27 protein-coding genes are annotated in these 24,192 nt (G+C 65.3%); 21 read left to right on the plus strand and 6 right to left on the minus strand.

Annotation, left to right across the window (positions count from 1 at the left end):
* Positions 1 to 16: 16 nt before the first annotated feature.
* Together SCA01S_RS09755 and SCA01S_RS09760 are read right to left on the minus strand one after the other, a co-directional pair.
* The gene (locus SCA01S_RS09755) at positions 17 to 1,549 is read right to left on the minus strand and encodes a glycosyltransferase family 39 protein (protein WP_022677178.1); all 1,533 of its coding nucleotides are present in this window, start codon (positions 1,547 to 1,549) and stop codon (positions 17 to 19) included.
* Between the two features lie 177 nt (positions 1,550 to 1,726).
* On the minus strand, positions 1,727 to 3,331 hold the full coding sequence (locus SCA01S_RS09760) for a phosphoenolpyruvate carboxykinase (protein ID WP_022677179.1): 1,605 nt from the start codon (positions 3,329 to 3,331) through the stop codon (positions 1,727 to 1,729).
* A 399-nt stretch (positions 3,332 to 3,730) separates the two neighbouring features.
* Between SCA01S_RS09760 and SCA01S_RS09765 the strand changes: the two genes are divergently transcribed.
* The 7 genes from SCA01S_RS09765 (at position 3,731) to SCA01S_RS09795 (ending at position 9,438) form a co-directional block, all read left to right on the plus strand.
* A complete protein-coding gene (locus tag SCA01S_RS09765; protein ID WP_022677180.1) occupies positions 3,731 to 4,513 on the plus strand; it encodes a response regulator transcription factor in 783 nt (260 codons plus the stop codon).
* Positions 4,510 to 6,138 (plus strand): stimulus-sensing domain-containing protein, encoded by a 1,629-nt coding sequence (locus SCA01S_RS09770; RefSeq protein ID WP_022677181.1) that lies wholly within the window; start codon positions 4,510 to 4,512, stop codon positions 6,136 to 6,138. The genes SCA01S_RS09765 and SCA01S_RS09770 overlap by 4 nt, the downstream gene beginning before the upstream one ends.
* Positions 6,135 to 6,578, plus strand: a complete 444-nt coding sequence (locus SCA01S_RS09775; protein ID WP_062785163.1) for an HPr kinase/phosphorylase — start codon at positions 6,135 to 6,137, stop codon at positions 6,576 to 6,578. Before SCA01S_RS09770 ends, SCA01S_RS09775 begins: the two co-directional genes overlap by 4 nt.
* 83 nt (positions 6,579 to 6,661) lie before the next feature.
* Positions 6,662 to 7,627, plus strand: coding sequence for an RNase adapter RapZ (gene rapZ, locus SCA01S_RS09780; RefSeq protein WP_022677183.1), 966 nt, complete (start codon positions 6,662 to 6,664; stop codon positions 7,625 to 7,627).
* A gap of 193 nt (positions 7,628 to 7,820) precedes the next feature.
* A complete protein-coding gene (locus SCA01S_RS09785) occupies positions 7,821 to 8,225 on the plus strand; it encodes a PTS sugar transporter subunit IIA (RefSeq protein WP_022677184.1) in 405 nt (134 codons plus the stop codon).
* 71 nt (positions 8,226 to 8,296) lie between these two features.
* Positions 8,297 to 8,593 carry an HPr family phosphocarrier protein gene (locus tag SCA01S_RS09790; protein WP_022677185.1) on the plus strand — a complete coding sequence of 99 codons (297 nt, stop codon included), beginning with the start codon at positions 8,297 to 8,299 and terminating at the stop codon, positions 8,591 to 8,593.
* Between the two features lie 41 nt (positions 8,594 to 8,634).
* Complete coding sequence (locus SCA01S_RS09795) at positions 8,635 to 9,438, plus strand: TrmH family RNA methyltransferase (protein ID WP_062785165.1); 804 nt, start codon at positions 8,635 to 8,637, stop codon at positions 9,436 to 9,438.
* Positions 9,439 to 9,548: 110 nt separating this feature from the next.
* On the opposite strand, the gene recR is transcribed toward SCA01S_RS09795, so the two are convergent.
* Complete coding sequence (gene recR, locus SCA01S_RS09800; protein WP_022677187.1) at positions 9,549 to 10,142, minus strand: recombination mediator RecR; 594 nt, start codon at positions 10,140 to 10,142, stop codon at positions 9,549 to 9,551.
* A gap of 50 nt (positions 10,143 to 10,192) precedes the next feature.
* Here recR and fmt point away from each other — a divergent pair, with 50 nt between their 5' ends.
* Positions 10,193 to 11,098: a methionyl-tRNA formyltransferase gene (gene fmt, locus SCA01S_RS09805; RefSeq protein ID WP_062785167.1), complete on the plus strand. Its 906-nt coding sequence runs from the start codon at positions 10,193 to 10,195 to the stop codon at positions 11,096 to 11,098.
* Complete coding sequence (gene truA / locus SCA01S_RS09810; RefSeq protein ID WP_062785169.1) at positions 11,098 to 11,847, plus strand: tRNA pseudouridine(38-40) synthase TruA; 750 nt, start codon at positions 11,098 to 11,100, stop codon at positions 11,845 to 11,847. Before fmt ends, truA begins: the two co-directional genes overlap by 1 nt.
* 101 nt (positions 11,848 to 11,948) lie before the next feature.
* Here the strand turns inward: truA and cobS are convergent, their stop codons facing one another.
* Positions 11,949 to 12,941, minus strand: coding sequence for a cobaltochelatase subunit CobS (gene cobS, locus SCA01S_RS09815; RefSeq protein WP_022677190.1), 993 nt, complete (start codon positions 12,939 to 12,941; stop codon positions 11,949 to 11,951).
* Between the two features lie 202 nt (positions 12,942 to 13,143).
* Here cobS and SCA01S_RS09820 point away from each other — a divergent pair, with 202 nt between their 5' ends.
* From SCA01S_RS09820 to SCA01S_RS09850, 7 genes are all read left to right on the plus strand, one after another.
* Positions 13,144 to 13,950: a VOC family protein gene (locus SCA01S_RS09820; RefSeq protein ID WP_022677191.1), complete on the plus strand. Its 807-nt coding sequence runs from the start codon at positions 13,144 to 13,146 to the stop codon at positions 13,948 to 13,950.
* A gap of 31 nt (positions 13,951 to 13,981) precedes the next feature.
* Positions 13,982 to 14,518 (plus strand): GFA family protein, encoded by a 537-nt coding sequence (locus tag SCA01S_RS09825; RefSeq protein WP_062785172.1) that lies wholly within the window; start codon positions 13,982 to 13,984, stop codon positions 14,516 to 14,518.
* A gap of 212 nt (positions 14,519 to 14,730) precedes the next feature.
* Positions 14,731 to 15,870, plus strand: coding sequence for an acyltransferase family protein (locus SCA01S_RS09830; RefSeq protein WP_062785174.1), 1,140 nt, complete (start codon positions 14,731 to 14,733; stop codon positions 15,868 to 15,870).
* 316 nt (positions 15,871 to 16,186) lie between these two features.
* A complete protein-coding gene (locus SCA01S_RS09835) occupies positions 16,187 to 16,810 on the plus strand; it encodes a calcium-binding protein (RefSeq protein WP_167542887.1) in 624 nt (207 codons plus the stop codon).
* Positions 16,811 to 16,970: 160 nt separating this feature from the next.
* Entirely contained in the window at positions 16,971 to 17,327 is a 357-nt protein-coding gene (locus SCA01S_RS09840; protein ID WP_022677196.1) for a hypothetical protein, read from the plus strand.
* 5 nt (positions 17,328 to 17,332) lie between these two features.
* A complete protein-coding gene (locus SCA01S_RS09845; RefSeq protein WP_062785178.1) occupies positions 17,333 to 17,539 on the plus strand; it encodes a hypothetical protein in 207 nt (68 codons plus the stop codon).
* A gap of 156 nt (positions 17,540 to 17,695) precedes the next feature.
* Complete coding sequence (locus SCA01S_RS09850) at positions 17,696 to 18,433, plus strand: class I SAM-dependent methyltransferase (protein WP_062785180.1); 738 nt, start codon at positions 17,696 to 17,698, stop codon at positions 18,431 to 18,433.
* Positions 18,434 to 18,454: 21 nt separating this feature from the next.
* On the opposite strand, the gene SCA01S_RS09855 is transcribed toward SCA01S_RS09850, so the two are convergent.
* Positions 18,455 to 19,045, minus strand: coding sequence for a J domain-containing protein (locus tag SCA01S_RS09855; protein ID WP_062785238.1), 591 nt, complete (start codon positions 19,043 to 19,045; stop codon positions 18,455 to 18,457).
* A gap of 39 nt (positions 19,046 to 19,084) precedes the next feature.
* On the opposite strand from SCA01S_RS09855, the gene SCA01S_RS09860 reads away from it, so the two are divergent.
* Both SCA01S_RS09860 and SCA01S_RS09865 read left to right on the plus strand, forming a co-directional pair.
* Complete coding sequence (locus SCA01S_RS09860) at positions 19,085 to 19,357, plus strand: BolA family protein (RefSeq protein ID WP_062785183.1); 273 nt, start codon at positions 19,085 to 19,087, stop codon at positions 19,355 to 19,357.
* Complete coding sequence (locus SCA01S_RS09865) at positions 19,354 to 20,661, plus strand: low temperature requirement protein A (RefSeq protein WP_084390907.1); 1,308 nt, start codon at positions 19,354 to 19,356, stop codon at positions 20,659 to 20,661. The genes SCA01S_RS09860 and SCA01S_RS09865 overlap by 4 nt, the downstream gene beginning before the upstream one ends.
* Here SCA01S_RS09865 and SCA01S_RS09870 read toward each other — a convergent pair.
* On the minus strand, positions 20,652 to 21,758 hold the full coding sequence (locus SCA01S_RS09870; RefSeq protein WP_233251086.1) for a DUF2332 domain-containing protein: 1,107 nt from the start codon (positions 21,756 to 21,758) through the stop codon (positions 20,652 to 20,654). The two genes, SCA01S_RS09865 and SCA01S_RS09870, sit on opposite strands and share 10 nt — an antisense overlap.
* Here SCA01S_RS09870 and hisG point away from each other — a divergent pair.
* Genes hisG through nusB form a run of 3 tightly spaced genes read left to right on the plus strand, consistent with a single transcriptional unit; the run spans position 21,757 to position 24,166 of the window.
* Complete coding sequence (gene hisG, locus SCA01S_RS09875) at positions 21,757 to 22,431, plus strand: ATP phosphoribosyltransferase (RefSeq protein ID WP_062785185.1); 675 nt, start codon at positions 21,757 to 21,759, stop codon at positions 22,429 to 22,431. The genes SCA01S_RS09870 and hisG overlap by 2 nt on opposite strands.
* The gene (gene hisD, locus SCA01S_RS09880) at positions 22,431 to 23,720 is read left to right on the plus strand and encodes a histidinol dehydrogenase (RefSeq protein WP_062785187.1); all 1,290 of its coding nucleotides are present in this window, start codon (positions 22,431 to 22,433) and stop codon (positions 23,718 to 23,720) included. Before hisG ends, hisD begins: the two co-directional genes overlap by 1 nt.
* Positions 23,717 to 24,166 (plus strand): transcription antitermination factor NusB, encoded by a 450-nt coding sequence (nusB, locus tag SCA01S_RS09885; RefSeq protein ID WP_054132157.1) that lies wholly within the window; start codon positions 23,717 to 23,719, stop codon positions 24,164 to 24,166. The genes hisD and nusB overlap by 4 nt, the downstream gene beginning before the upstream one ends.
* The last annotated feature ends 26 nt before the right edge of the window (positions 24,167 to 24,192 follow it).

Genomic DNA, 24,192 nt, shown 5'->3' on the forward strand with positions numbered 1-24,192 from the left:
GGCCTTTTTTGTGTGACTATTGCGGATTGGCAGCGCGTGGGTCCACCAGCGGCGCTGGCCCCGGATGAAGGTCGCGGCGTGCCCAGATGTAATAGGTGCGGTCGATCGTTGGTGTCCTCGCAATCAGCACATAATCGCGCACCAGGGCTTCGCGGACCAAGGCCTGCGTTGCCGGCGCCACTCGCGGCACGACAGACCTGCTCGCCGTGACGATCGCGCCCGGCTGGCTGGCCAACACGCGTCGCTCTTCTTCCACCGGATCGACTCCCAGTGCGCGGGTTTCGATGGGATTGGTAAGATGGTCGGGAAAGGCGAACCGCGTCGGGATGCAGGCATTGGTAAGATAATAGAGGATCGTCGGCCCGTCATAAATGTACAGGCAGTGCCCGCTGACATAAGGCGAAATCGCCGAAACCATTCGTGACGTCTGCAAAATGCCTTGGTGCCTCGAAAAGTAATTGGCCGGGATAAAAATGCAGGGCCATAGCAGCAGCAGGCAACCAAACGTGAAGCCGCGCCGCTCGCCGCGAAGCGCAAAAGCGCCGAGAATGACGCTGGGCAGAACCACCGGCAGAAAATAGAAATCATAGAAGTCGCCGAGCATGCCGAATCCGGCGAACGCACTGACCCACCATCCCGCCAGAAGTGGAAAATCTGCGTAGACCCGCCCGTGTGCATGGGTGCGCAGTTGGAACAGCCCGACACCAGCGGTGGTGAGCAGCCCCATGCAACATGCAACGACCTGGGAAATCTGATCGTTACGGACTTGGGCTGGAAAGGGTTGGCGCAGGAAAATCGAGGTGAAATTGGCAAATAAAAATTCGTCTAAATGCCCCGCCAGCGCGTACGCACCCAGCGCCAGCCCGGTAGGTGCCAGCGCCACCAGCACCATGGCAATTGCCATGCCCAATAGCTGGCGCAACCGCTCTCCAGCAGCAAACAGCCGCCACACGAACCAGCATCCAAAGAAGATGCCTTCAGGAATGACGGTGTACTTGATCTGGATCGCCAAGCCCAACGCAAGCATCGCCGCCAAGGCAAGGGCCGCGATGCGGCCGGGGGTGTTCGCGTCATTGGCCTTGCAAGCGCACCAGGCGGCAAAGGCAGTCAATGCGTTATAGAAGATTGCCGTCTGCCCGCCGAGCCCGTGGAGAACATTGAGCATCAGAACATATGCTACCGCCGCGACAATCGCAGGGATTTCCCCCATGTGCCGCCGCACGATGGCACGAACAAGCCAGGCCGCGATTGCTACACATGCTGTAGCAACCAATTGGTATTGGATGATTCCGCTGCCACCCAGCAGCCGTATGGCGGCATAAAGGGCAAACAGGCCGACCGGCTTGCGATCCCACAAGTCTACGTAGGGCAAATGCCCATGCAGCATGCGATCGCCAACCAGCAGGTAAAGTTGCTCATCAAAATCGAGAATCGGATTGCCGAATGTCGGCGAGCGGACGAGCAGCGTCACCAACCCGATAAGAGCATAGGGCCAGGCCGCAGCCAGCCAATGAAACGCCGGGCGTTGCAGCATCGTGCGCGTTGTCATCTCGTTACACGCCACCACACTCGCCACGTTACTCACCCCCCAGCCTGCTGGTCGTGACCATGGCGCATCGCCCGTAACGACATGGTTAACAGGCGCGACGTTGCCGCCAAAAGCAAACCCCCGGCACGCCAGGGCGCACCGGGGGTCTTGCAGACGCTGCGTGGGCAGCGCGGATGATCAGGCCGAGACGGGCGCCGCCTTGCGCACGCTTTCGTCGACATGCTCCATGAACTGCTCGAAGTTGTCGATGAACTTCTTGACCAGTTCCTGGGCGGTCTTGTCGTATTCGCCGGCATCGGCCCAGGCGCCGCGCGGATCGAGCAGCTTGGTATCGACGCCCGGCACTTCCACCGGCACTTCAAAGCCGAAGTTGGGATCTTCGCGGAATTCGGCGCTGTTGAGGCTGCCATCGAGCGCGGCATTGAGCAGCGCGCGGGTGGCCTTGATCGGCATGCGCTTGATGCCTTCCTGCGTGGCCTTGCCGCCCGACCAGCCGGTGTTGACCAGCCAGCACTTCACCCCGCCCTTGGCGATGCGTTCCTTGAGCAGGTTGCCATAGATCGAGGGGTGACGCGGCATGAACGGCGCGCCGAAGCAGGTGGAGAAGGTTGCTTCCGGTTCGGTCACGCCGATTTCGGTGCCGGCCACGCGGGCGGTATAGCCCGAGAGGAAGTGATACATTGCCTGGTCGGGCGTGAGACGCGCGATCGGCGGCAGCACGCCATAGGCATCGGCGGTGAGGAAGATCAGGTTCTGCGGCACGGGGCCGAGGTTTTCTTCCGAGGCATTGGGGATGAAATCGATCGGATAGGAACCGCGGCTGTTTTCCGCGAGGCTGGCGTCATCCAGATCGATTTCGCGCGTCACCGGATCGATCACCACGTTTTCCAGCACCGTGCCGAAACGCTTGGTGGTGGCAAAGATTTCCGGCTCGGCCTCGGCCGAGAGGCGGATCATCTTGGCATAGCAGCCGCCTTCGAAGTTGAACACGGCGGTATCCGACCAGCCATGTTCGTCGTCCCCGATCAGGGTGCGGCTGGCGTCGGCCGACAGCGTGGTCTTGCCGGTGCCCGAGAGGCCGAAGAACACGGCGGTGTCGCCATTGGGGCCAATGTTGGCCGAGCAGTGCATCGGCATCACACCCTTGACCGGCAGCAGGTAGTTGAGGATGCCGAACACCGACTTCTTCATTTCGCCGGCATAGGACGTGCCGCCGATCAGGATCAGCTTTTCGGTGAAGTTGACCGCGATCACGGTTTCGCTGCGGCAGCCGTGGCGGGCCGGATCGGCGCGGAAGCTGGGCAGGTCGATGATCGTGTATTCGGGGGCGAAGCCGGCCAGTTCATCGGTCGTCGGGCGTACCAGCAGCGTGCGGATGAACAGGTTGTGCCAGGCAAACTCGTTGATCACGCGCACGTTGACGCGGTGTTCGGGCTGCGAGCCGCCGAACAGATCAGCGACATAGAGCTTGTCCTTGGTGGCGAGCGCAGCAAGGAAATCTTCCTTCAGCGCGGCAAAGTGCGCCGGGCTCATGCCCACGTTGGTCTTGCCCCACCACACGGTGTTTTCGGTTTCGGCGTCGCGGACGATGAACTTGTCCTTGGCCGAGCGGCCGGTGTGCTTGCCGGTGGCGACAACGAAAGGACCGTCCTTGGCCAGGACGCCTTCCCCGTTCTTCACCGCATGTTCCACCAGCGGGGCGGTGCCGAGGTTGGCAAACAGCTCGGCAGGTTCAGGAAAACCCTGCGCGGACAAGGAAATGTTCAGGCTGTTGGCGGACATCACAAGCCTCCCGTTTGGTGGGCCATGCTGCACCCCGGACTGTCTGGAGCCGTGGGCAAAAAGGTAGGCCACTGATTGCAAAAGCGCGGTATCGAGCATGATCGCACAGCCGCATTGCCGTTGTTTTCCGGCTTCGCATACGAATGCCGAATACGAATGCGCGATTCCCTGTTCGGATAGTTGACCACCCGCCCCGCGTCAAACCGGATCGACCCAAGATTTTTGCGCAGCAAGTTGCACAATTTTCAACTGCTGCCCTGTCGCAGCTTGTCCCCACACGAACAAATCCAACGTCCTTGGGGGTTTCTTGCCAGCCGCGCCTGCGCGCCCTAATCTAGCGCGCCACCCTGGTAGGCCACACCCGAGCAGGCCCACTCGAGCAGGATCGCCGCAACGCCTATGCACAATGCCCCTGCCCCCCAGCCCGAAGGCACGGGTACGCCCCCGGCAGGGCAGAGCCAGCCGCGCCGCACGATCGCGCTGGTCGATGATGATCGCAATATCCTGACCACGGTATCGATCGCACTGCAGACCGAGGGCTTTGTCACCCGGCTCTACAACGACGGCGATACCGCGCTCAAAGCGCTGCTCGACAATCCGCCCGACCTGGCGGTGTGCGACATCAAGATGCCGCGCATGGATGGCCTGGAATTGCTGCGCCGCCTGCGCGAGCAGAGCGACCTGCCGGTGATCTTCCTGACCAGCAAGGACGACGAGGCCGACGAGGCACTGGGCCTGGCCATGGGCGCCGACGATTACATCGCCAAGCCATTCAGCCAGCGCCTGTTGCTCGCCCGCATTCGCGCCATTTTGCGGCGCAGCGAAATCGTGCGCCGCGATCCGGTTGCCGCCGATGCCGAGCCGGCCGAAAACCTGCCCGATCCGATCCGCCGCGGCCGCCTGGCGATGGACCCGGCGCGCCACCTGGTGACCTGGACAGACAAACTGGTTTCGCTGACCGTCACCGAGTTCCTGATCCTGGAAGCGCTGGCCGTGCGCCCCGGCGTGGTGCGCACCCGCGACCAGCTGATGAACGCGGCCTATCACGACGACGTCTTTGTCGATGATCGCACGATCGACAGCCATATCAAGCGCCTGCGCCGCAAGTTCCGCGCCGTCGATCCGCAGTTTTCCGCGATCGAGACGCTCTATGGCGCGGGCTACAGCTACAGCGACGAATGACGCCGGCCAACTCTGCCCCACCTGCGCCAGAGCGCACCGCGCGCATGCTGGTGCCACGTGCGCTGCGGCCGCGCGGCCTCTCGCTCACCGCACGTATCCTGGCGGTCAACGTCATCGCGCTGGCGCTGCTGGCAGGCAGCTTCTTCTATCTCGATAGCTACCGTTCGCAGCTGCTGGGCGAGCGATTCAAGCTGGCCCGGGCCGAGGCGGAAATTGCCGCCGATGCGCTCGATGGCGCCAGCCTGGCGCAGCAAAAGACGCTGCTGGTGCGCATCGGCCAGGAACAGCGCCTGCGGCTGCGACTCTATGATCGCGAAGGCCGCCTGGTGGCAGACAGCTTTGCCCTGGCGCCGCCCAGCTTCGCCCTGGTCGATCCCACGGGCGAGCCATGGTACCAACATGCCGCGCGCCTGCTCGATCGCGGGGTCGATTTCATCGTCGGTGCGCCGCCGGTGGAACGCTATGCCGAACCGGCCGATCCGGGAGCCGGCAACTGGCCCGAAGTGGTGCGCGCCCGTGCCGCCCATTCCACCCAGGTCTATCTGCGCTATGCCCCCGATCGCACCCCGGTGCTGACCGCCGCCACGCCCGTGGGGAGCGACAGCGATGGGCAGATGCTGCTGGCCATGCGCAATGCCGTGGATATCACCCAGGCGGTGCGCGATGCGCGCCAGACCCTGGTGATCATCATCGGCCTTGCCCTGATGCTTTCGGTGCAGTTGTCGTTATTCCTGGCGCGCACCATCGTCCAGCCGTTGCGCGCGCTGGTGCGCGCAGCGGTGCGGGTGCGGCTGGGCCGTGATCGCGAAGTGGTGGTGCCCCGCCTGCCCGATCGCGGGGACGAGATCGGCCTGCTCGCCCGCGCCTTTTCCGACATGACCATGGCCCTGCGCCATCGCATCGACGCGGTGGAAAGCTTTGCCGCGGATGTCGCCCACGAACTCAAGAACCCGCTGGCAAGCCTGGCCAGCGCGATCGAGTCGCTCGACCGGGTGGAAGATGCCACGCTGCGCCGGCAACTCACCGCGATCGCCACCCACGATGTCCAGCGGATCGACCGCCTGATCACCGAAATCGCCGATGCCAGCCGGATCGATGCGGAGCTGAGCCGCGCCACGTTCGTGCGGCTCGACCTGGGCGGTCTTGCCGCGCAGGTGGTGGGGGCACGCGGCGCCCGGGAAACGCGCGGCGGCGCGGTGATCCGCCTGCGCCAGCCCGATCCCGGCACTTACGCCCCGTTGGTGCTGGGCGATGCCATGCGGCTGGAGCGCGTGCTGGAAAACCTGCTCGACAACGCCGTGTCGTTCTCTCCGCCCGGCGGCGCGGTGGACGTGGCAGTGTGGACACAGGGGCCGCGCGAGGGTGAAGACGCCCGCGTCATGCTGAGCGTGACCGACGAGGGACCCGGCATCCCCCAGGCCGAGCGCGGCAAGGTGTTCGAGCGCTTCCATTCGGTGCGACCGGCCGAGGAGGCGTTTGGCGCGCACAGCGGCCTGGGCCTCGCGATCGCCCGCACCATTGCCGAAGCCCACGATGGCCGCCTGACGATCATCGACCGTCCCGATGGCGCACATGGCGCCTGCCTGGTCCTGACCCTGCCCTATGCCGGGGAACTGCGCGCATGACTGCGGCGGGCCAAGCGCACCAGGCCACGGCAGTGGCGATCGGCGGGCGCGCCGTGATGATCGAGGGGCCACCGGGCAGCGGCAAGTCCAGCCTGGCGCTGGCGCTGATTGATCGCGGTGCGCAGCTGGTGGGCGATGACGGGCTGCTCCTCCTGCCAGATATCGCGCCGGGCAACGCGCCACGGCTGCTGGCCCAACCCCATCCCCGCATCGCCGGCTTGCTGGAAGTGCGCAACCTGGGGCTGCTGCGTTTTCCCCACCTGGCGCAGGCGCCGGTGGCCTTGGTGCTGCGCCTCGACGCAGATGCGCCGCGCTTTATCGATGCGGCAGGTCGCGTTGAGCGCGCCGGAATAGCCGTGCCGATGGTGCAGTTATGGCCAGAAACGCCGATGCTGGCCCTGCGCGCCACGCTCGCGCTGGAACACTATGGCCTGGGCTGAGCGCCATGCCTGGGACAAGATCAGGGCTGGCCGTCGCGTAACCGCACTTTTCTTTGCCCGCCAATGCGCGCAAAAGGTCATGCATGGTCGCCACCGATAGTTCCGCTTTGCCCGATCCGGATTCGCCGCAACGCATCCTGCTGGTCACTGGCCTGCTCGGCGCAGGCAAGACCACAGCGCTGCGCACGCTGGAAGACCTGGGCTGGGAAGCGATCGACAATTTCCCGATACGCCTGCTCGATCGCCTGCTGGAAACCGAACCGGGCCAGGCCCGCAGCGAAAGCGGTGGGATCGATGCCGGAACGCCGCTCGCCATCGGCTTTGACACCCGCACCCGCGGGTTTGATCCGCAAACGATCATCGAGCGGGTCAAGGCGCTGAGCACGCGGCCCAACCTCTCTGTCACCACCCTGTTTCTCGACTGCAGCGGGGCAGAGCTGGAGCGCCGCTACAACGAAACCCGCCGCCGCCATCCGATGAGCGAGGACAAGCCCGCCGCCAGCGGCATCGCTGCCGAGCGCGATCTGCTGGCCCCACTGCGCCGCTGGGCCGACGTGGTCATATCCACCACCGATTTCACCACCAACGACCTGCAGCAGGCCATCCGCCAGCAGTTCGGTGCGATCTCACCGAGTCGCACCACGGTCACGATCAGCAGCTTCGGCTTTTCCCGCGGCACCCCGCCGCTCGCCGACCTGGTTTTCGACATGCGTTTCCTCAACAATCCGCACTGGGATGAAACGCTGCGGCCGATGACCGGTAAGGACGCCCCGGTGGGCGATTACATCCGCAACGACCCTGCCTTTGCCGAGGCTTTTGACCGGATTCTGGGGCTTTTGCGCCTGCTCCTTCCCCGCTTCGCGGCCCAGGGCAAGGCCTATGTCCACATCGCCTTCGGCTGTACCGGCGGGCGCCATCGCTCGGTCTTCATGGCCGAAGAGATCGCACAAGGCTTGCGCAACTCCGGTTTTTCACCCACATTGTTGCACCGCAACCTTGCCGCCCGCGGCGCCAACCTGCTGGAAGGCGCCCAGGCGGTTCAGGTATGACAATGATGCCAGTAACAATGCCAATGATAACGATAGCGCGGGCAGCGAATATCCTGCGCTCGGGGGACGGGACGGTTCTGAAAGACATGCCTTGTGAATGCCAGCATTCTGGCAGCCCACATGTGTCCGCCAAGGCTCTGTTAAGCTTGGTTGTGGCATCTTGTCAGGCTGTATTTCGGAGCCCGTTCCCTTCATGATCGGTCTTATTCTCGTCACCCATGGTGCCCTTGCCGACGAATTCATCCATGCGATGGAGCATGTCGTGGGCCGACAACAGGACGTCATCGGCGTCTGTATCGGCCCCAATGACGATATGGAGCGTCGCCGCAAGGAGATCGCCGATGCCATCCGCCGGGTCGATAGCGGCGAAGGCGTCATCATCCTCACCGACCTGTTCGGCGGCACGCCGTCGAACCTCGCGATCTCGCTGATGCAGGCGGGCCGGGTGGAAGTGATCGCCGGGATCAACCTGCCCATGCTGATCCGGCTTGCCAAGGCGCGCGGATGCATGAATGTTCGCGATGCCACGGCCGCCGCGCGCGATGCCGGCCGCAACTATATCACGATCGCTTCGGAATTCCTGGGCCAGGACGCATAAATCCCACGCCCAAGGGTTTCCCGAACAAAGCGACGCACCCGACAACGACGGGCAGGGGAAGAGGAAAGCCGATGTCGAGCCAAAGCTACGTTGCCCGAGAGACGATCACCATCGTCAACCAGCGCGGCCTCCATGCCCGCGCCAGCGCCAAGTTCGTCAATGCCGTGGCCAAGCTGCCTTCTGGCGTTGACGTGACGGTGTTCAAGGACGGCACCGAGGCGGCCGGCGGCTCTATCCTGGGCCTGATGATGCTGGGCGCGGCCAAGGGCGATACCATCGATGTGGTGGTGTCCGGCCCCGAGGGTGAGGCAGACTCGGTGCTGCTTAAGCTGGCTGGCCTGGTCAAGGACGGGTTCGGCGAAGACTGAAAGTCTTGCCCATCGCGGCTGGCTGACGCATGGACCGCCCCATGTCCCGCCGCACGATCACCGGGTTTTCCAACCCCACCGTCAAATTCGTCCGCAGCCTGCGCGACAAGAAGCACCGCAAGCGCGAGCAGCGCTTTCTGGCCGAGGGTCTGCGCCTGTTGACCGATGCCCGGGCCGGTGGGCGCCTGCCCGAAATCCTGCTGATGGCCCAGGGGCGCGAGGCGCATCCGCTGCTGTCAGACCTGGAAAGCGCGGTTTCGGCTGCCGGGGGCGATGTGATCGAGTTGCCGGTGGATATCCTGGCCAAGGTGACCGGCAAGGATAACCCGCAGGCCGTGGCCGGTGTCTTTGCCGAATGGGACACGGGCCTGGCGCAGATCGATCGCCGCGCCGCGCCGCTGTGGCTCGTGGCGCAGGCCATGCGCGATCCGGGCAATCTGGGCACGATGCTGCGTACCGCCGATGCCGTGGGCGCAGGCGGGCTAATCCTGATCGATGATTGCGTCGATCCTTTTTCGGTAGAGGCAGTGCGCGCCAGCATGGGCGCCATCTTCACCCAGCGCCTCGCCCAGGCGCGCTGGGACGAATTCCTGCCCTGGCTGCGCACCGGCGCCGGCCAGTTGGTGGCCGCATCGTTGCGTGATGCCGTGCCCTATCGCGGCGCCCCCTATGCCGGTCCCTGCTTCGTCATGGTGGGCAACGAATCGCGCGGCCTGCCCGAAGACTATGAGCTGGCCTGCGACCTGCGCGTGACCATGCCGATGAAGGGCCGCGCTGACAGCCTCAACGCTGCCGTCGCTGGCGCCGTGCTCGCCTATGAAGTGCTGGCAAGCCTGGAAAGCTGAGTTCGGCGCAGGGTGGCTTCGACAAGCTCAGCCCGAACGGGTTTCGGGGAGGGACTTTCCGCCTTCGTTAGCCCTGAGCCTGTCGAAGGGCCCAGCGCGACACCCGCGGGTCAAACCGGCCGCCGCGCGCGCAGGGCCTGGGCCAGGGTGCCCTCGTCCATATAGTCCAGTTCTCCCCCCACGGGCAGGCCATGCGCCAGTTGCGTCACGCGCACGGGCAAGTCTTCCAGCCGTTCGGCAATATAGTGCGCCGTGGTCTGCCCCTCGAGCGTGGCGTTCATCGCCAGGACCACTTCATCAATCCCGCCGGCGCGAACCCGATCGAGCAACCGGCCGATGGTCAGGTCTTCCGGCCGCACCCCTTCGAGCGCGGAAAGCCGCCCGCCCAGCACGTGATAGCGCCCGGTGAACAGCCGCGCGCGATCAAGCGCCCAGAGGTCTGCCACATCCTCCACCACGCACAGCGCGCGCGCATCGCGGCGCGGATCGGCACAGATCCCGCACGGATCGGTGGTGTCCACATTGCCGCAGGTCTGGCATTCCACCAGGTTCTGGCGCACGGTATCAAGCGCGGCCAGCAGTTGCGGCAGCGCGCTTTCACGCCGCTTGATGAGCCAGAGCACAGCCCGCCGCGCCGAGCGGGGGCCGAGGCCGGGCAGACGGGCCAGTGCGCTCGCCAGCGCCTCGATCTCTTGCGATGCCATGACGCGACAGATAGGGCCGCGCGCAGGATTGGAAAAGGACCCATTGCACCATGCGCGTTGTCTTCATGGGCACACCCGAATTTGCCGTGCCCACGCTTGATGCGCTGGTGGCCGCCGGCCACGATGTGGTGGCGGTCTACAGTCAGCCGCCGCGCCCGGCCGGCCGGGGCAAGAAGCTGCAGCCCTCGCCCGTGCATCTGGCGGCAGAGCGGCATGGCTTGCCCGTGCTCACGCCCGTCGGCCTCAAGGGGGCGGACGAACAGGCCGCCTTTGCCGCGTATGGCGCCGATGTGGCCGTGGTGGCGGCCTATGGCCTGATCCTGCCGGCCGCGATCCTGGCAGCCCCGGCAAAGGGCTGCCTCAACGTGCATGGCTCGCTGCTGCCACGCTGGCGCGGCGCAGCACCGGTGCAACGTGCCATCCTGGCAGGCGATGTGCACACCGGCATCACCATCATGCAGATGGAACGCGGGCTGGATACCGGGCCTATGCTGGCGACCGTGGCCACGCCGGTGGCAAGCAAGACCGCCGGCGCGCTGACCGCTGAACTCGCCACGCTGGGCGCAGACCTGATGGTGCGCGTGCTGGCCGATCTGGCCAGTTTTACGCCAGAGGTTCAGCCCGAAGCGGGCGTGACTTATGCCGCCAAGATCGACAAGGCGGAAAGCCGCCTCGATTTCGCCCAACCGGCCGAACAGGTGGAGCGACAGGTGCGCGCTTTCGCCCCGGCGCCAGGTGCTTTTTTCGAACTAGAGGGCGAACGCTATCGCGTGCTCGCTGCGCAGGTGGTGGCCGGTGAAGGCGCGCCCGGCACGGTGCTGGAAGATGTGCTGACAATCGCCTGCGGGCAAGGCGCCATTCGCCCGCTGACCGTGCAGCGCGCCGGCCGCCCGGCGATGGATACTGCCGCCCTGCTACGCGGGCGGACGATCGTGGCCGGAACGGTGCTCGCCTGATGCCGCGCTATGCCCTCACGCTGGAATTCGATGGCGGCCCGTTCATGGGCCTGCAACGCCAATCGCACGGCCCGTCGGTGCAGCAAGCGGTGGAGGAAGCGGCGCAAAGCGTGGTGGGGCATCCCGTCATTCTGCATGCCGCCGGCCGCACCGATACCGGCGTTCACGCGCTTGGCATGCGCGCGCATATCGATGTGGCGCGGCCGTTCGATCCGTTCCGCCTGTCAGAGGCGCTCAACGCTCGGCTCAAGCCCGATCCGATCGCCGTGCTCGATTGCCGGATCGTGCCCGATGACTGGCATGCGCGCTTTTCCTGCCTTGGCCGCGCCTATGAGTATCGCATCGCCAACCGGCGCGCGCCGCTCACGCTCGATGCCGGCCGCGCCTGGCGCATCGCGCGGCCGCTGGATACGGCCGCGATGCACGAGGCAGCGCAGGAGCTGGTCGGCAACCACGATTTCACCACGTTCCGCTCGGTCCATTGCCAGGCGGCCAGCCCCGTCAAGACGCTCGACCGGCTCGACGTGCGCCGCGAAGGGGACATGGTGATCATCGAGACGGCGGCGCGCAGCTTCCTGCACCACCAGGTGCGATCGATGGTGGGGTGCCTGGGCCTGATCGGCCAGGGCCACTGGACGCGCGCTGATCTGGTGGCCGCGCTCCACGCCCGTGATCGCCAGAAGCTGGGCCACAATGCCCCGCCCGAAGGCCTCTATTTCGTGAAGGCGGTGTATCCCGGCGAGAATTGAGTTCGCACGCGCGGGGCTTCGACAAGCTCAGCCCGAACGGATTTAAACTTCGGCTGCATCCGTTCGCCCTGAGCTTGTCGAAGGGCGCCAAGCGCCCAGCATCACGCCTTGTGCGCGACGCTTTCCGGCAGGTCCTTGGCAAATACCCGCTGATAATATTCGGCCACAAGCACGCGCTCGGCCTCGTCACACTTGTTGAGGAACGACAGGCGGAAGGCAAAGCCGACGTCGTTGAAGATCTGGCTGTTCTGCGCCCAGCTGATCACCGTGCGCGGGCTCATCACCGTGGAAATGTCGCCAGCCATGAAGCCCTTGCGGGTCAGATCGGCCACGCGGACCATCTGCGCGATCACCTGGGCATCCAGGCCTTGCACCTTCTTGGAAACCACGTCGATTTCAGTTTCCGCGGGCAGATAGTTGAGCGCGACGACCAGGTTCCAGCGGTCCATCTGGCCCTGGTTGATCGCCTGCGTGCCGTGATAGAGGCCCGAGGTATCGCCCAGGCCCACGGTATTGGCCGTGGCGAACAGGCGGAAGAACGGATTGGGGCGAATCACCCGGTTCTGGTCGAGCAGGGTCAGCTTGCCTTCGGTTTCCAGCACGCGCTGGATCACGAACATCACGTCGGGCCGGCCGGCGTCGTATTCGTCGAACACCAGCGCGGTCGGGGTCTGCAGCGCCCACGGCAGCAGGCCTTCGCGGAATTCGGTCACCTGCAGGCCATCGCGCAGCACGATGGCGTCGCGGCCGATCAGGTCGATACGGCTGATGTGGGCATCGAGGTTGATGCGCACGCACGGCCACTTCAGGCGCGCGGCCACCTGCTCGATATGCGTCGATTTGCCGGTGCCGTGATAGCCCTGCACCATGACGCGGCGGTTGTAGGCAAAGCCGGCCAGGATCGCGAGCGTGGTATCGGGATCGAAGACATAGTTGTCATCGGTATCGGGCACGCGCTCATCGGCGGCGGAAAAGGCCGGCACCGTCATGTCGATGTCGATGCCAAAAACCTCGCGCACCGAAACCTGGGTATCGGGCGCGGGCAGGACGGTGGTGGTGCCAGCGTGGGCCACAAGATTGGAAGTGTCGCTCATCATTTACCTGCCTATCCGCGCGGGCGCCGCGCTGCAACATGCTTTGGCATGCGCTTTTGGCCCGGCTTGCATTTGCGCCGGCCGAGTCCATGCGCGGTGGGCCTGGGCGGCCAAGCTGCTATGCTGCCGGCCACAACGCGCGAATCGAGAGAATGATGCGTGGGCCGCGATCGACCGGCCAACCCGCAGGAGGGATGCCAGCATGCCCCAAGGTCTGTTCGTGTGGTACGAGGTGACAACCGATGCTCCCGATGCGGTGCGCGCCTTTTACGAAGGCGTGATCGGCTGGCGGATCGCCGATCCCTCCCCCGGCCACGAAACCGCCGCGATCGACTATCGCCATATCTACCGTGCCGATGGCGCCGGACAGGGCGGCATGCTGGTCCTGCGCCCCGAGATGATCGCGGCCGGCGCGCGGCCATGGTGGGTGCCCTACCTGATGGTCGATAGCGTGCCGGACACGCTGGCCGCGATCACGGCCGATGGCGCGCGCGTGTGGATGCCTCCCACGACCATTGCCGAGGGCACCTTTGCCATGGTGGCAGACCCTTGGGGCGCGCCGTTCTACCTGATCGATCCAACCCCGCCGCCGGGGCAAGACACGCCGCCACCGCCGGTCTTTGCACTGGACATTACCCAGGCAGTAACCTGGAACGAGCTGTTCACCACCGATCTGCCCGGCGCGCGGACATTTTATGCGCGGCATTTCGGCTTTACCTATCCCGATGCCATGCCGATGGGCGCCTTTGGCGATTACCAGTTCATCGCCCATCCCCTGCAGGGCCGCGTCGGGGCGATGATGGCCCGCCCCAGCGCCGATGCGCCGCTGGGCTGGCGCACCTATTTCCGCGTGGCAGACGTGCGCGCGGCTGCCCAGGCGGTGCGGGATCTGGGCGGAACGCTGGAAGGCGATGTGCACGAAGTGCCTGGCGACGACCTGATGATCCAGGCCCGCGATCCTGCCGGCGCCTTTTTCGGGCTGGTCTCGCGCAAGGCCGCCGCCGGATGACCTGGGCCCTCCCTGGGCAAGGCTGTACAGCATGAATGACGCGAATCCGAAGGCGCATGCGGCGCCAATCGCCGGCCCGGCCGATCCCTTTGCCACCGGCGGATGCCGTTGCGGCACGGTACGCTATGCCCTCGCGCGGGCGCCCTATGTGGTGCATTGCTGCCATTGTCACGAGTGCCAGGTGCTGAGCGGCAGCGCCTTTGCCATCAATGCCGTGGTGGAGACAGAGTGCCTCACGCTGTTGGCTGGCACAGTGGCACCAGTCGCCGTGCCGACGCACAGCGGGCGGGGGCAGACGATCATGCGCTGCACGGCGTGCCAGACAGCGGTATGGAGTCATTATGGCAGCCTGGGGCAAAAGGCTGCCTTCGTGCGCGTCGGCACGCTCGATTCGCCCGCGCTGTGCCCGCCAACCGTGCACATCTATGTGCGCACCCGGCTGCCATGGATCACGCTGCCTGATGGCATTCCCGCCTTCGACGGGTTTTACGCCGGCCGCGATGTGCCACAGATTTATGGTGCAGAAGGCGCCTCCCGGCTGGCCACGCTGCGCGCCCGCCCGGAATAGGCGGCTGGCAGCAAAGGATATTATACGCCGCAGCGCGCAATACGGTTTTCACTAAGCAGTAATCCGTATGAGTCCCCGTCGATAGTTTGGTTAATCATGCGTTAGTCACGATCACGCATGCCCTGCCCTTGCGGTGCACCGCGATATCGCGGCGCACCAATTCGGGCAGAAACGCCAGCGGGCCGCGCCCATTGGCAATGGGGGCACAGCGCATGAACACGGCCACGCAGCAGGCCCGGCAGGGCGGGCGCTATGCCCTGCTCGATGAGATGCGCGGCATCGCGGCGCTGGCGGTATGCCTGTTTCACATTGGCACGCGGGCCACGGGGATCCAGTTGTTTCCCAACGGCTATCTTGCCGTCGATTTCTTTTTCATGCTCAGCGGCTTTGTCCTCGCCGAAGCCTATGAGGCGCGCCTGGTTGCCGATGCACCGGATCGTGCACCCGTGATGGACTGGGCCGGCTTTGCCCGGCGGCGGCTGGTGCGGATAGCGCCGGTGGCGGTGCTGGGCGCCGGGCTGGGTGGGCTCTATCTCGTCGCGCGTTGCCTGGTTTCCCCTGATCGGTCCGATCCGCTGGACCAGGTGCTGCTGGCCAATGCCCTCAATCTGCTGATCCTGCCCAAGCTATGGCATGGCGCGGCGACGGGGTGGGAACTGTTCCCGGCCAATGGCCCGCTGTGGTCGCTGTTCTTCGAAATCCTCGCCAACCTCGCCTGGGCAGCATTCCTGGTACGGCGCAGCACGGCGCTGCTCGCGGCCGGCGTCGCGCTCGCGGGGTTGGCGCTGGTTGCCTGCGCGCTGCGCCATGGCACAGTCGATCTGGGTTGGCAGGCCAGTTCGCTGGACGGCGGTCTGGCCCGGGTCTGCTTCGGGTTCGGCTGCGGCCTGCTGCTCCACCGCTTGCGCCACGCGCTCCCGGTAATGAACCGGGCCGCCGCAACCTTGGCCGCGCTGGCGCTGGTCTATGCCCTGGCGCTGCCGGTGCAGCACCTGCCGTGGACGTTGTTCATGGCCATGGCCTTTCTGCCCTGCGTGCTGGTGGTGGCGGTGGCAGCCGGCAGCCATCGCGCCATGCCCGGCGGCACCTGGCTGGGCCGTATTTCCTATCCGCTTTATGGCATTCACGTGCCTCTGCTCGCCATCGTATCGGGCGCAGCCAAGCGCATGCTGCAGGGTGAGCCGCTGGGCGCCTGGGGCATTGCCCTGGTCCCGCCCCTGCTGCTCGCGGCCTGGCTGGTGCTCACCCGCATCGACGAGCCATGCCGCGCCGCGCTCTCGCAGTGGTTCGATGGCAAGGCGCGTTCGGCACGGCAAACGACAACCGTGCGCCAAGGCTCAACCTGGGGCTGATGCAGGGAGGCGCCGCGCAGATTCAAACTTGCTCCAGATTGAACCGGTCTTGCCGCTGTTACCGCGTGAAAGCGCCAATATGAACGGGAAACACCGGCACGTTGCACCGCAATATCGCGTTATAACCAGGCAGGATCGGCAGCGATTCACACCTTGGCCGCCAGGGTGTTCGCGCAATTACCCATAAGACAAGTCAGGTCGCAATCATGACTTGCGTGGCCGAGGAACGCCTCTGTTCTTCCCGACCACACAGTATCCTCGAAAAATACTTGTGGATCAACTTTCCGCCCACACGGTGGAACGAAGGAGAATGAACATGGCAGTAATCAATGGCACCAGCGGCAACGACACCATCGCCGCGCCCAAGGGCAACAACATCATCAACGCCGGGGCTGGCGACGACGTTGTCACCGGCGGCTCGGGCAAGAACATCATCAGCGGCGGCGATGGCAACGACGTGCTCTACGGCGGCGGCGGCAACGACGCGATCTATGGTGGCGACGGCAACGACATTCTCAAGGGTGGCGGCGGCAAGGACGCGCTGACCGGCGGCGCCGGGGCAGACCAGTTCGTGTTCCGCTCGGGCGAAGGGTTTTCCTCGTTCGCCTTTACCGGTGGCCACGGCGTCACCAGCGTCTACCAGTGGGTGACGGTCGAAGATCTCAACTTTGCCGATCATGACGTGGTGCGCATCACCGGGTTCGACAGCATCTTCAACGCCATCGGCCTGACCGTGAAGGGCACCGGCTCTGCCTATATCGATTCGCAGGACGACGTGAACAAGCTGGCCGCCTATCTCAAGGCGCACCCCGATGCTGGCACCTATTTCGTCAACACCAGCGGGTTCGACGGGACCACGTTCATCCTCATCGATGGGCTCGGCCATCAGCAGGCCCTCACGCTCAGCCACATCATCGCCGACGATACCGTCGCGATCTGATCGCCCCGCGCTGGGGCATACAGCCCCGGCTGCTTGTCACCCTTGCGCCCTGCCATGGCTTGCCACGGCAGGGCGTTTTTTCTGGCAAGCGGGCATCATGGCGCGCTATCCCTGTGCCATGGGCCGCCGTATTGGCGCGCCAAGCAGAGGGACCAAAGCGATGAGCGTGTTCGACAGCATCCTGGGCCAGGTGAGCAGCGCGGTGGACGTGAAGAACCTGGCAGCAAAGCTGGGCATCGATCCCGCTCAGGCCGAAACCGCCATCGCCGCCTTGGCCGCGGGCCATCAGGCCAAGGGCGACACCATCGAAACCGCAGCTGCCAATACCGGGCTTGATGCTGGCCTGCTGCAGCAGATCGTCGGCCACATCGGCGGCGAAGGCGCACTGTCACAATTCGCCACGATCCTGGGTGATCATCCCGATGCGCTGGGCCAGGTCAGCAAGTTCCTCGACAAGGATGGTGATGGCAACCCGCTCAACGACATCGCCGGCCTGGCCAAGGGACTGTTCAGCTAAATCCCATGATGGATACGGTTCTTTCCCTGCTGGTGCTTGCCACCGTGGCGCTGATCGGTGGCGCAGTGTTTTTCTGGCGCCGTGGCGAGCGCAAGCGGCCAGCCCTGATGCTCGGCATGGCATTCCTGATCGCGGCCGATCTCGCCGTCTGGCTTACCCCGGTCGCCGGCGGCCCTTCGCTGATCGAAGTGGCGCATCAGGCACCGGATTGACGACAATCCCGCCCTGCGCAGACTAACCTTTATGTGTTCCCACCAAGATTGAAGCCTTTGCGGTGTGTTATTCGTTCAATCCCAAAGATTTTCTTTTGCACAAAGCGCAACTTGGGCCAGTGTCCCGAAACTGATTTTTGGGGGCACTGTTCAAAGATGCGATTGCTGTTTCGGTCACGTTCCAAACCGCAACCCAGCCATTCGATTCGCGATTATCAAAGGGTGGTGCGAAAGAAGCTGAAGGCCATGCCACAAGAGCGCTCCCTTGCTCTTGCCCAGGCCATCGGCGCAGAAACGATGGAAAATTTCGTCGCACAGGGCGATGGCCATGTCGCGGTGTTGCGTCATTATGGCCTGAGCGATGGCATGGCCATTTATGATCTGGGCTGTGGCTGCGGGCGAACCGCCCAAGCACTGCAACGCTCTGGATGGCAGGGCGACTATACGGGCGCCGATGTCGTTCCCGAGCTTTTGCAGGAGTTGCAAAGGCAGTGCCCCACGTATCAGGCCATCATCAATTACAAGCCAACGATCGTGGCCCCGGATTCATCGTTGGACATGACGTTCAACTGGTCGGTCTTCACACATCTTTATCCAACCGAATCCTATCTTTATATCCAAGATAGCTTTCGTGCGCTCAAACCTGGCGGCAAACTGGTGTTTTCATTCCTGGAATTGGCCGAACCGGCCCATGACCGGATCTGGAATGCCTGCGTGGATCGCGTGCGCCGTGGGGAACGCGCCGAACAACTGGATTGCTTTTTGCACCGTGACTGGATCGCCCGCTTCGCCAAAGACGCGGGTTTTCTCCCGCCTGTTTTCACCGGCGGCTTGGACGACAGCAACCACCCCGCGTTCTGGCAGGCGCTGGCCATGCTGGAAAAGCCGGCCTGAGCGCGTTTTCACAGCCAGCTACTAGCGAAACGCGGCCGATTGCCGCAGGTGATCATAGGCCGCCACCACGCGCTGCAGCTTGTCTTCCAGGCTGCGATCCCCGCCGTTGCGATCGGGGTGATAGCGCTGCACCAGATCGGCGTAGCGGCGGCGCAGGGCGTGGCGGTCGGCGTCAAAGCCCAGGCCCAGCGCCTCGTATGCGGTGCGGTCTTCCGGGGTCAGGCCACGCCGGGCCGCATCCTGGGCGGCCTGGTGATCCATCTTGCGGGCACGGGCGCGCTGCGCGATCGCCTCGAGCGGATCGGCAAAATCGGCCCAGCGTGGCGCTTGGTCGATGCCGGCGTCCGGACGGAACGCGCGGGTGTGGGTATCCCATCCGGCCAGCGGCGATTGCGCGGCCATGATTTCATCGGCGCTCATGCCTTCAAAGAAATCATAGCCGGCGTTGAACGCGCGAATGTGGTCGAGGCAGAACCAGCGGTAATCACCAGGCCCGTCAAACCCGGAAGGCCGCACGCCAGGCGCACGGAATTCCCCCGGCGCATCGCACCCCGGGGCACTGCATTGGCGCCCGGTATCCGTGACGCGGCCATGGAACTTGTCATGCTTCACGCCATTGCACATGGTGCGTGCCAACCCGAAAGGAAAGAGATGACCGGCCCGATCGCCCAGGAAATTGAACGTAAACTTGTGGACGCCCTTGCCCCCACCCATCTGGCGGTGATCAACGATTCGGCCAGCCACAGCGGCCATCTGGGTGACGACGGCACCGGCGAATCGCACTTTACGGTGGAGATCGAAAGCGCCGCCTTTGCCGGCCTGTCGCGCCTGCAACGCCAGCGCTTGGTCAACCAGGCCCTGGGCGATCTGCCGGGCCAGCGGGTTCACGCCCTAGCGATTCGCGCCCGCGCGCCGGGCGAATGAGCGAGAAGGCCAAGCAGGAAGCCGAGGCGATTGCCGAGGCTGGCAAGCCCGCCCCCAAGGCCGAGACCGATGGGGTGCCCGCGCCAGCCACGCTCTTGCGCAATCACGAGGGCGGACACGCCCCGGTCAGCTATCTCGAGCTGTTTTTCGACCTGGTCTATGTCTTTGCCGTAACGCAGCTTTCCCATCATGTGCTGCACCATATGGGCGCGGCTGGCCTGGCAGAGGCACTGGTCCTGTTCCTGGCGGTATGGTGGGCGTGGATGTTCACCGCCTGGGCGGCGAACTGGACCAATCCCGAACGCGGCCCGGTGCGGATCATGCTGCTGCTGTCGATGCTGGCCAGCCTGGGGCTGGCCGTGGCCATGCCGCGCGCATTCGACGCTGTCGGCGGTGGCGATGCCATGCTGTTTGCCGCCTGCTATTGCCTGGTGCAGATCGGGCGCAGCGGGTTTGTCGCCTGGGCCATGGCCAAGAGCCGGCAGGAACATTGGCATGGCAGCGGTGCGCGCAACATGATCCGCATCACCTTGTGGTTCGTGGCCTCGGCCCCATTGTGGCTGGCCGGCGCGCTGGTCGATGCCCCGCTCGTGCGGCTCGGGCTGTGGGCGCTGGCGCTCACGGTCGATTACGGCGGACCGTTCATGGGCTTTGCCGTGCCGGGCATGGGCCGATCGCAGCCGGAAGACTGGGACATTTCCGGCAGCCACCTGGCCGAACGTTGCGCGTTGTTCATCATCATCGCGCTGGGCGAAGGCGTGGTGGTAACGGGCACCAGCTTTGCGCAGGAAACCGCCGACCTTGCCCGCAGCCTGGCCTTCGTGCTGGCCTTTGCTGGGTCTGCCCTGATGTGGTGGATCTATTTCGATCTGGGTGCCGAACGCGGCGCGCGGCACATTGCCCAGCATGCGCAGCCCGGCCGCGTGGCGCGCAGCGTCTATACCTATCTGCACATGCCGATCGTGGGCGGGATCGTGATCACCGCCGTGGCCGATGCCCTGCTGCTCGATGCGCCGCTGGCCGCGGCCAAGCTGCCGCTGGTTGCCACCCAGGCCGGGGGGCTGCTGGTGTTCCTGGCCGGCACTGGCCTGTTCAAGCGGCCATCCAGCCCGCATGGCAATTTTCCGCTGTCGCACTGGGTGGGTGGTGGCCTGCTGATCGTACTGGCGGCACTAACCCTGGCCTTTCCCCTGCCCGCGCCCGTGTTCGTAGGCGCCACGGTCTTGGCGCTGCTGGTGGTGGCAGTATGGGAATGGGCATCATACCATCACCACGGCAGCGCCCTGGCCGAGGATCAGGGCTGAAGCCATTCCACCCAGGCGCCATGGGCGTGGGCGGCCGCCAGGCACACCGGCGCGCCGCCATCGGGCCACAGCCGCACGGTCAATTCATGGCGGAACGTGGCACGATCGGTTTCCAGTGACAGCCAGGCCAGGCGCTGCCCCGGCGTGGCGCGCTGGCCGGCGGCATCGATCGCGGCGGTAATGCGCGCTTGCGTGGCGGGCGGCAGATATTGCCAGACGATGGAATGATAGATCACCCGCGTGCTGTCTTCCGGCTGCGGCGCGGCCAGCACGGCATCGACATAGTCGGCCGCGTCCATCGCCACCAGATCGGGCCGCCGTGCCTGCGCCAAGGCAATTGCCGCGTCCAGCCGCGCGATGCGCTCGGTCATCTCGGCCCAGACATAGCTCTTGAGCCGCAGCGCCTGGTCGGGATCGGCCAGATCGATCGGCGCGCGATCGCATCCGGCGATCGCCAGTACCTCGACCGGAACTTGCGGCGGCCGCCCGGTGCCGCGCCATTCGGGCGCGAGATGCAACGGCGAATCAGCCGGGCCGGCCTGCGTGCCACCCAGATCGAAGGCAAAGCGATCCATCATCGTGTTGACGCCGGCGCTCGCGCCCAACTCATGCAGCACGAAGCGCGGGCCCACCCGTGCCGATAGCCACAGCAGCCCGGCCATGATCGAAGCGGAACGGCCGGCTTCGTTGGTCTGGGGTGGCCCGTCGAGCCAGGGCAGCAGGCGGGTGGCAAAGCGATCCACCAGATCACCAACCAGCGCGTCGATCGCGGCCTGGTCGGTCAATTCCCCGCGATAGACCGCCGCGAGCCGCATGTCGACACCGGTCAGCACCAGATTGTGCAGCCCGCCGGCCAGGCGCAGCGGCAGCGCGTCTTCCAAGGGCTTGCCCGGCCAGGCCGCCATGCGCGCGCCCACCGCGCCGCCCGATGACAACAGGGGCAACTGGGCCCGCACCACGCGGCCCGTGGCCGGGGCGCCATTGGCCGCGGCGTGGTCTGCCTGCCAGGCGATGGCCTGTTCGACAGAAGCGATATCCATGATCGACGCCATGAGGTTGCCCTTTTCCCGCGCTTGCCATAGGGGCGAAGGCGTCATGACCACCGCCACCCCGCTCGTTTTCGCCCTGCCCAAGGGCCGCATTCTCGATGAGGCGCTGCCCTTGCTCGAACAAGCAGGCGTCGTGCCCGAGGCTGCGTTCTTCGACAAGTCCTCGCGCGCATTGTCTTTTGCGACCAGCCGGCCCGATGTGACGCTGATCCGCGTGCGCGCGTTCGACGTTGCCACGTTCGTTGCCCATGGCGCCGCGCAGGCCGGCATCGTGGGATCAGACGTGATCGACGAGTTCGACTATGCCGATCTCTATGCCCCGGTCGATCTCGATATCGGGCATTGCCGCCTGTCGGTGGCAGAGCCGGTGGGCGGCCTGGGCCAGGGCGATTGGCAGCGCGAAAGCCATGCCCGCGTCGCCACCAAGTATCCCAACCTTACCCGCCGCCATTTCGAACGGATGGGCGTGCAGGCCGAAGTGGTGAAGCTCAATGGCGCGATGGAACTGGCGCCGTCGCTCGGCCTGGCCAGCCGCATCGTCGATCTGGTCTCCTCGGGCCGCACGCTCAAGGAAAACGGCCTGGTCGAAACCAGCCAGATCATGCAGATTTCGGCGCGGCTGATCGTCAACCGCGCCGCGCTCAAGACCGATAGCGCCCGCCTGGGCGCGCTGGTCGATGCGTTCCGCACGCAAGTTGCCGCACGAAAGGCCGCCGCCTGATGCTCCGCCTCAAGACGACCGACGCCGATTTCGCCACGCGCTTTGCCCGGCTGGTAAAAGACCGCCGCGAAAGCGACGAGAACGTCAGCCGCGATGTCCAGACGATCATCGAAGACGTGCGGCTGCGCGGCGATGAAGCCGTGGCCGAATATACCCAGCGCTTCGATGGCCACCTGCCGCAGGGCGATGGCTGGCGTATCGATGCCGCCACCTGCCGCGAGGCGTTCGATGCCTTGGCGCCCGATCTGCGCGCCGCGCTGGAACTGGCCGCGCAGCGCATCCGCACCTATCACGAGGCGCAGCTGCCGCAGGATCGGGACTATACCGACGCGGCCGGTGTGCGCCTGGGCGCCAAGTGGCGCGCGGTGGATGGTGCCGGGCTCTATGTGCCGGGCGGCCGCGCCGCCTATCCCTCGTCGCTGTTGATGAATGCCATCCCCGCCAAGGTGGCGGGCGTTGGCCGGCTGGTTGTCACCACACCCACACCCAAGGGTGAGATCAACCCGCTGGTGCTGGCCGCCGCGCACTTGGCCGGAGTGGACGAAGTGTGGCGCGTGGGCGGGGCGCAGGCCGTGGCCGCGCTGGCCTATGGCACCAAGACCATGCGCCCGGTCGACGTGATCACCGGCCCGGGCAATGCCTGGGTGGCCGAGGCGAAGCGCCAGCTTTATGGCGTGGTCGGGATCGACATGGTGGCCGGGCCATCGGAAATCCTGGTGATCGCCGATGCCAAGAACGATCCGCAGTGGATCGCTGCCGATCTGTTGAGCCAGGCTGAGCACGATCCGGCGGCGCAGGCGATCCTGATCACCGACGATGCCGCCTTTGCCGATCAGGTGATCGACATGGTCGGCGTAGAAATCGCCCTGCTGCCCACTGCCCGCGTGGCCAAGGCCAGCTGGGAAACCCACGGCACGGTGATCGTGGTGGAATCGCTGGACGAGGCCCCCGCCCTCGCCAATGCGCTGGCGGCCGAGCATGTGGAGATCGCCACTGACGATCCCGATGCCCTGTTTGCCCAGATCCGCCATGCCGGCTCGGTGTTCCTGGGCCGCATGACGCCCGAGGCGATTGGTGACTATGTCGCTGGCCCCAACCACGTGCTGCCCACCGGGCGCCGTGCGCGCTTTTCCTCGGGGCTTTCCGTGCTCGACTTCATGAAGCGCACCAGCTTCATTGCCGTGAGCGATGCTTCCATTGGCGCAGTTGGCCCGGCGGCCATTGCGCTTGCCGATGCGGAAGGGCTTGCCGCCCACGCCCGCTCGATCGAACTGAGATTGGGAATATGACGAATAGCAAGGGCCAGGCCCGCTCTGCCGCGCGGCTCGCCGCTGTCCAGGCGCTTTACCAGGTGGATATGGAAGGCACCGAGCTGCGCTTCCTGCTCGACGAGTTCCACCAGCACCGGCTGGGCGCGGAAATCGAAGACGTGGAATATGCCGCGGCCGACGTGGAATTCTTCGATGACGTGGTCAAGGGCGTGATTGCCCGCCGCGAGGAAGTCGATGGGCTGATCCAGGGCCGCCTGGCCCAGGGCTGGTCGCTGGCCCGCCTCGACAAGACCATGCTGCAGATCCTGCGCTGCGGCACCTATGAATTGCTGGCCCGCACCGACATTGCCGTGGGCACGGTGATCAGCGAATACCTCGACGTGGCCCACGCCTTTTTCGACGCGCGCGAGGCCAAGTTTGCCAATGGCGTGCTCGACGCCGTGGCCAAGGACGTGCGCAAATAATACGCCCGTCCCCTCCCCATCGCCGA

Source organism: Novosphingobium capsulatum NBRC 12533, from assembly GCF_001598375.1.
GTDB classification, from domain to species: domain Bacteria; phylum Pseudomonadota; class Alphaproteobacteria; order Sphingomonadales; family Sphingomonadaceae; genus Novosphingobium; species Novosphingobium capsulatum.

What these genes read in the sequence shown, in the direction of transcription:
- SCA01S_RS09755 (WP_022677178.1), bottom strand. Translation starts at nt 1,549, where the DNA reads ATGACAACGCGCACGATGCTGCAACGCCCGGCGTTTCATTGGCTGGCT.
- SCA01S_RS09760 (WP_022677179.1), bottom strand. Translation starts at nt 3,331, where the DNA reads ATGTCCGCCAACAGCCTGAACATTTCCTTGTCCGCGCAGGGTTTTCCT.
- SCA01S_RS09765 (WP_022677180.1), top strand. Translation starts at nt 3,731, where the DNA reads ATGCACAATGCCCCTGCCCCCCAGCCCGAAGGCACGGGTACGCCCCCG.
- SCA01S_RS09770 (WP_022677181.1), top strand. Translation starts at nt 4,510, where the DNA reads ATGACGCCGGCCAACTCTGCCCCACCTGCGCCAGAGCGCACCGCGCGC.
- SCA01S_RS09775 (WP_062785163.1), top strand. Translation starts at nt 6,135, where the DNA reads ATGACTGCGGCGGGCCAAGCGCACCAGGCCACGGCAGTGGCGATCGGC.
- rapZ (WP_022677183.1), top strand. Translation starts at nt 6,662, where the DNA reads ATGGTCGCCACCGATAGTTCCGCTTTGCCCGATCCGGATTCGCCGCAA.
- SCA01S_RS09785 (WP_022677184.1), top strand. Translation starts at nt 7,821, where the DNA reads ATGATCGGTCTTATTCTCGTCACCCATGGTGCCCTTGCCGACGAATTC.
- SCA01S_RS09790 (WP_022677185.1), top strand. Translation starts at nt 8,297, where the DNA reads ATGTCGAGCCAAAGCTACGTTGCCCGAGAGACGATCACCATCGTCAAC.
- SCA01S_RS09795 (WP_062785165.1), top strand. Translation starts at nt 8,635, where the DNA reads ATGTCCCGCCGCACGATCACCGGGTTTTCCAACCCCACCGTCAAATTC.
- recR (WP_022677187.1), bottom strand. Translation starts at nt 10,142, where the DNA reads ATGGCATCGCAAGAGATCGAGGCGCTGGCGAGCGCACTGGCCCGTCTG.
- fmt (WP_062785167.1), top strand. Translation starts at nt 10,193, where the DNA reads ATGCGCGTTGTCTTCATGGGCACACCCGAATTTGCCGTGCCCACGCTT.
- truA (WP_062785169.1), top strand. Translation starts at nt 11,098, where the DNA reads ATGCCGCGCTATGCCCTCACGCTGGAATTCGATGGCGGCCCGTTCATG.
- cobS (WP_022677190.1), bottom strand. Translation starts at nt 12,941, where the DNA reads ATGAGCGACACTTCCAATCTTGTGGCCCACGCTGGCACCACCACCGTC.
- SCA01S_RS09820 (WP_022677191.1), top strand. Translation starts at nt 13,144, where the DNA reads ATGCCCCAAGGTCTGTTCGTGTGGTACGAGGTGACAACCGATGCTCCC.
- SCA01S_RS09825 (WP_062785172.1), top strand. Translation starts at nt 13,982, where the DNA reads ATGAATGACGCGAATCCGAAGGCGCATGCGGCGCCAATCGCCGGCCCG.
- SCA01S_RS09830 (WP_062785174.1), top strand. Translation starts at nt 14,731, where the DNA reads ATGAACACGGCCACGCAGCAGGCCCGGCAGGGCGGGCGCTATGCCCTG.
- SCA01S_RS09835 (WP_167542887.1), top strand. Translation starts at nt 16,187, where the DNA reads ATGGCAGTAATCAATGGCACCAGCGGCAACGACACCATCGCCGCGCCC.
- SCA01S_RS09840 (WP_022677196.1), top strand. Translation starts at nt 16,971, where the DNA reads ATGAGCGTGTTCGACAGCATCCTGGGCCAGGTGAGCAGCGCGGTGGAC.
- SCA01S_RS09845 (WP_062785178.1), top strand. Translation starts at nt 17,333, where the DNA reads ATGATGGATACGGTTCTTTCCCTGCTGGTGCTTGCCACCGTGGCGCTG.
- SCA01S_RS09850 (WP_062785180.1), top strand. Translation starts at nt 17,696, where the DNA reads ATGCGATTGCTGTTTCGGTCACGTTCCAAACCGCAACCCAGCCATTCG.
- SCA01S_RS09860 (WP_062785183.1), top strand. Translation starts at nt 19,085, where the DNA reads ATGACCGGCCCGATCGCCCAGGAAATTGAACGTAAACTTGTGGACGCC.
- SCA01S_RS09865 (WP_084390907.1), top strand. Translation starts at nt 19,354, where the DNA reads ATGAGCGAGAAGGCCAAGCAGGAAGCCGAGGCGATTGCCGAGGCTGGC.
- hisG (WP_062785185.1), top strand. Translation starts at nt 21,757, where the DNA reads ATGACCACCGCCACCCCGCTCGTTTTCGCCCTGCCCAAGGGCCGCATT.
- SCA01S_RS09870 (WP_233251086.1), bottom strand. Translation starts at nt 21,758, where the DNA reads ATGACGCCTTCGCCCCTATGGCAAGCGCGGGAAAAGGGCAACCTCATG.
- hisD (WP_062785187.1), top strand. Translation starts at nt 22,431, where the DNA reads ATGCTCCGCCTCAAGACGACCGACGCCGATTTCGCCACGCGCTTTGCC.
- nusB (WP_054132157.1), top strand. Translation starts at nt 23,717, where the DNA reads ATGACGAATAGCAAGGGCCAGGCCCGCTCTGCCGCGCGGCTCGCCGCT.